The sequence below is a fragment of the Methylobacterium sp. D53M genome, assembly GCF_053345625.1.
This window is the reverse complement of sequence record NZ_JBKFAL010000065.1, coordinates 1-4,974: the sequence shown is the minus strand read 5'-3', so window position 1 is coordinate 4,974 and position 4,974 is coordinate 1. Positions and strand designations below refer to the sequence as shown.

4 protein-coding genes are annotated in these 4,974 nt (G+C 69.2%); 2 read left to right on the top strand and 2 right to left on the bottom strand.

Going from position 1 to position 4,974, the window contains the following annotated elements:
• Positions 1 to 363 precede the first annotated feature (363 nt).
• Together ACLBYG_RS31420 and ACLBYG_RS31415 are read right to left on the bottom strand one after the other, a co-directional pair.
• On the bottom strand, positions 364 to 1,797 hold the full coding sequence (locus tag ACLBYG_RS31420; RefSeq protein WP_447684063.1) for a hypothetical protein: 1,434 nt from the start codon (positions 1,795 to 1,797) through the stop codon (positions 364 to 366).
• A gap of 145 nt (positions 1,798 to 1,942) precedes the next feature.
• On the bottom strand, positions 1,943 to 3,049 hold the full coding sequence (locus tag ACLBYG_RS31415) for a lipase family protein (RefSeq protein WP_447684062.1): 1,107 nt from the start codon (positions 3,047 to 3,049) through the stop codon (positions 1,943 to 1,945).
• A gap of 465 nt (positions 3,050 to 3,514) precedes the next feature.
• On the opposite strand from ACLBYG_RS31415, the gene ACLBYG_RS31410 reads away from it, so the two are divergent.
• Positions 3,515 to 4,432 carry an SGNH/GDSL hydrolase family protein gene (locus ACLBYG_RS31410; RefSeq protein ID WP_447684061.1) on the top strand — a complete coding sequence of 306 codons (918 nt, stop codon included), beginning with the start codon at positions 3,515 to 3,517 and terminating at the stop codon, positions 4,430 to 4,432.
• An 85-nt stretch (positions 4,433 to 4,517) separates the two neighbouring features.
• Entirely contained in the window at positions 4,518 to 4,790 is a 273-nt protein-coding gene (locus ACLBYG_RS31405; RefSeq protein ID WP_042672101.1) for a hypothetical protein, read from the top strand.
• Positions 4,791 to 4,974: the final 184 nt, after the last annotated feature.

The following is a 4,974-nucleotide window of genomic DNA, read 5'->3' as shown; positions in this document are numbered from 1 at the left end:
ATTCTGGGTGGTCGCCATCAGCTGGGCGGTGTCCTGCAGCGAGAGCAGGTTCTGGCGCGTCGCGGCCGACAGGGTGATGGAGGACATGGATCGCTATCTTTCCAACCGGAGCAACCCGATTCTCGGGGATGACTAAGAATACCGGTTAGGGTTAAGTCCGGATTAAGAGCGCGAGTATTTTCGCCGCGCCGGTAGCGTTACCGGGAAATTTACGGCCCGCGCGCGCAAGCCAGTCCCGGACGGCATCGATCAGGGGCGTCCCGACCAGGAGGTCATCGGAGACTTGAAGCGGCGGGAGTCCATCCCGTCCGGCGCGGGCGGATCGGGCGATCCGGCCGCCGTCTCGCGCCGCGGGACGGATTCTCAGTCCAGCGCGTAGCCGAGCATCCCCTCGGACACGTGACCCTCACAGTCCGGGACGGTCGACACGAAATGATCGCGGCCTCCGGCGATGCAACGGTAGATCGGGTGGCTCCCCGGCCTCTGCGCCTCGTAGACGTAGCCGGTCTGCCCGAGCGGTGTCTGGCCCTCGCATCGCGGGTCGCGGCTGAGGAAGTGGTCCTGTCCCGCCGCGCAGCTCATCAGCATCGCGGTCCCCGGCGCCGGGAGCGTCAACACGGTGCCGAGGCTGCGCTCGATCGTGTAGCCCGGCCCGATATAGCCGGTCGTCACCCAGTGGCCGCCGGGCCCGAAGGCGCGCCGCAGGGGAAGGCGGTTGGCGCCCTTCGGCCGCCGCGCCTCGGCGATCCGCCACGTGCCGGGATAGGGGTCACCCCCTGAGAAGAAGACCGTGATGTCCGGCAGGAACGGCGTCAGGAACCCCGCCCCGTCGCGCTGGAAGCCGGGACTGTGGTTCAGGTAGAAGCCCGTGACGTCGGAGTTCAGGTAGCCCAGGGGTGTCCATGCCGCCGGCGCCCCGCTCAGCACAGCCTTCAGGGGCATCCTGAACAGACCCATCTGGTAGGTTTCCCGGTCGGGATTGCGCCCTGGATCCTTGCAGGCCACCTGCTGGCACACGCGGCCCGGCAGCCCGGTGATGACGTAGACCTCGCCGGTCTTGGGATCGTAGGCGAAATCCGAGTTCGGGTTGATGGTCGAGCCGTCGGTCGTGGCGTTGGGGACCCGCGCGGGCGCCCCAAAATGCACGCCGTCGGCCGTGTGCCGGACGTAGAGGTCCCCGAAGCCCGGCACGCCCTGCGGCCCGGTGAGATCCGTGGTGAAGACGAACAGGCCGGACCGGCCGTCCGAGAAGGTCGCCGGCTGGCCGGTGCCGTAATTGCCCTGCGCGACGACCGGGTTGATCGGCTTGATGACCGGTTCCGGGTAGTCGACCCACGTCACCTTGTCGTTCGAGAAGGCGAGGCCGGTCTGGTTGTTGTTCCCGGGCAGGTTGTCGGCGCCCGAATAGTACATCGCGTAGGCGTAGGTCTGCCCGTCCGCCGGGTTGACGAAGCGGCCCCGGATCACGCTGGGATCACAGACGTACTGCCGGTTCCAGGAGTTGGGCGTCGGCTGGAACACGATCCGCGCCGGCGAGAAGCCGGTCTGCGGCGTGTAGGAGCGATGGAAGATGACGTCCGTCTTGCCCTGACCGCACCACCAGATGTCGGTGGTCCCGTTCTCGGTGATGACGCTCGGCGCGTAGTTGTAGCCGGCCGGATTGGCCTCGTTGACGAACAGCGGTTGCGCCTCCGGCCCCTTCCAGCCGGCCTCGCCCGCGACCGGGACGGCGAGCAGCGCCAGGAGCATCCCGACGCGAGCGCCCTTCCGCGCAACGAGAACCGGCAGCATCCTCATTCCCATCGCTCCCACCGGTCCGCTCCTGACTCGAGATGCCGAGACATTCCGGCGGCGTGCTGACGACCGGAATGTGGCCGTCTGATATCCGGCGGCTCGGACCGGAGGCTCCGATCGTGTCCCGACGCGTCTCCCGCGGACGCGATCACGCGCCCTGCGCGGGCGGGACCGCGCGGCGGCAGACTGGCCGCAGGGCGCGGTCGAGCAGCGATTGCCGCCCGAGGATCATCTCGAAAAAATCGTACTCCCCCGGCCTGAAATTGGCTTTCAGGAACTGGAAGTGCATGTGGAAAGGCTTGAGGCGCAGGCGCTTGTAGTCGTCCTCGGGTATCCTGTCCTTGACCCCGGCGGAACGGATGAGCGGGTTGCAGGCCAGGAAGGCGGGTCGTCCGAATCCGAGATCGAAGATCGGATTGAAGCCGTAGCAGTTGAGCCAATCCTGGGGGGCCTGGTAGTCGCACCAGACGATGCGGTCGCTGAAGACGAGGGTCGCGATGTCGTCGCGCAGCGCGCGGGCCTCGTGCTGGAGCGCCACGAAGGGCAGCCCCGAGCCGAGCGTGACGAGCGACAGGCGCGGATGCCCTCGATCGTCGGTCCCGAGGCGCGCGAGGACCTGCGCGGCGACCTCGACCGCCATGGCTGCGCCGAGGGAATGGCCGACGATCATGACCTCGTCGGGCGCGTCCGCGGGGTTCGCGCGCCAGTGGGCCAGTTCGGCCAGGACACGGTCCCGGAAGGCCGCGACCCGGTCTGCGTAATCCGGCCGCCGACCGGTCGCGTGCTGCCAGAAGAAGATCCGGATGCTCAGGATGTGCCAGAAGAACAGGCGCCCGAGCGCCTTCTTGGCGCCGTACAGGAGCGCGAGCGCCGCGGCCGCGAGAAGCAGCGCCACGCCGACCGTTTCCGTCGGCGCCACCGGGCTGACGGCAGCGTAGATCGCGGTGCCGAGCGCGATCAGGAGCGCCGGGGCCACGAAGGCGACGAAGAACGGGAAGGCGGTCAGCACCGTGTAGGGCCATCCGAACCGGGACGTCTTGAAGACCAATGCCTGTGCGAGCCCCGCCGCGACGCTCCGCGCCAGCAGAGCCAGCTTGCGCGACACGGGACGCGCGAGATCCGCATGGACGATATCGCTCCAGATCAGGGTCTCGCAGCGGACCGCCGCACCGTCGCCGTCGGCGGGCGCGTCGACCGTCCAGCTCCGGGTCAGACCATCCGGATCGGTCCGGATCTCCGAGACCGCGCGCGCCATCGCCCCGAACCGGGTCGCGTGACGGTGAAGCTCCCGCTTGAAGAAGGCGGGGAAGCGGATGCCGCTGCGGGCGTCGAATCCGTGAATGAAAAAGACATGTCGCCGCGCCACCGGTGCCGGATGAAGGTCTCTCAACTTGAAGGGCGTGAACGATAAGTAGCCGCGGACCATGTGATCGATCGAGGACGAGAGCACGAGAGGGATTCGTGGCGGTCGACGGCGCCCGCAGGGGCGGCTCCATTGCACCATCGCGGAGGGCTCCACAACAGCGCACCGGCGAATCTGGTTCCGCCACCGGCCAGCATTCATGATCCGGGCGGCATTCCCGGCACTGTCGCCCGGCAACACCGGCGGCGCCGAAAATCCGTTTCGCGCTCGGGGGGGACTGGACTTAAGAAAACTGAGCCTCCTACGGTGCGGGACGCGGGGGCGGTGTTCAAGATTCGTATGGGTTTGTCAGAGGCCGTGAGGGCGCTCCGCAGCGGCGCCCTCCGCCGTCACAAGATCGGCCATATCCAGGCCGTCTTCGACGCTGCGCCGAGCGGCTGCGTCGTGCTCGCCGGCGACTTGCACGCGGCTCACATGCCGCGGCCGGTCGTTTCCCGTCCCGTGCTGAATGCCGGGCTCGCGGGCGCGACGGCCCGCTCCTACCGCCGGGCCCTCGACCTGCTGCGTGCGCCCCTGCCGGCCTTCCTGGCGGTCCTGTTCGTCGGGACCAACGACATCCGCTCGCCGTTGGCGCTCGGGCGATCGGCGACGGCCGACTTCTCCGACCACGCGGATCGCATCGTCGACCGCTTCCAGGCCTTCGCCCTCGACACGTTGGTCTCGGCGCTGCCGCCGACGCCGGTCTCGAGGGTTGCCGAGCGCGATCCCGCCGCGGTCGAGGTCTATTCCGATCTCCTCCGCGCCGTCTGCGCACGCCGGGGGGTCTCGTTCTTCGACCCGTTCGCGGCGCTGCGCGCAGCGCGCTTCGGTCTCGCCGAGGACGAGGCCTTCGTGGAAGGGACGCATCTGCGGGATTACGCGGCCGTCGCCGCGCGCGTCGCCGGCCAGATCCGCGACCGGTACGGTCTCGATCATTATCTGGAGAGCCCGCTCCCGGGCTTCGATGAGGCCTATTACAGGAGCTGGTACGCCGACACGTGCCAGTATCCCCACGGTCCGGCGCGACACTACCTCGATCTCGGCTGGCGCGAGGGCCGTGACCCGAGCGGGCATTTCAGCACCGACGGGTATCTCGACGCGAACCCAGATGTTCGCGCGGCCGGCGTGAACCCGCTCGTCCACTTCCTAGAGGTCGGCTTCGCGCAGGGGCGGACCGGCTGGCAGAAGGCGCGCACGCATCCGACGCGCTATCGCGGCGTCGACCCGAACACCTGAGGGCAGCGCCGCGGGCCGGCAGCGCGCACGCCATCGTGACCGCCGCCGCCGCGAAGCTGACGCAGGACGGTGTACGCATGTGATCATGCGCCTCCTCCTCGCCGTCCCACTCCTCGTCCTCATCGCCACCGGAGCGTCGGCCGGAGAGCCGCTCCTCGACGGACCCGTCGTCGCCGGCGGCTTCGGGATGGGCGGGTCGGACTATTACGGCGACGTTCACAGCCGGATGCCGTTCACCGGCGAGGCACCGCCGCGGCCGGTCGGGATGGCCGACATCGTGCGCGTCCGGGCAGCCCGCGCGCGCGCCGCGACCGCGTCCCGGCGACAGGCGCCGCACCGGCCGGCGCATCGCGGCTGAGTGTCTCCGGCCTCCGCCGATCCGGACCAGCCGGACAAGGAGAGTGCGGTCCGAACGATCGGGCCGTAGCCGTAGGAGGACGGTCGGAGCGGCGGATCAGTTCCGGTATCGTTCGGCCAGGGCCATGAGGGCCTGGGCGAGCTCGGTGAGGTTGGCGGAGGCGGCCTCGACCTGCCGGGTGCCG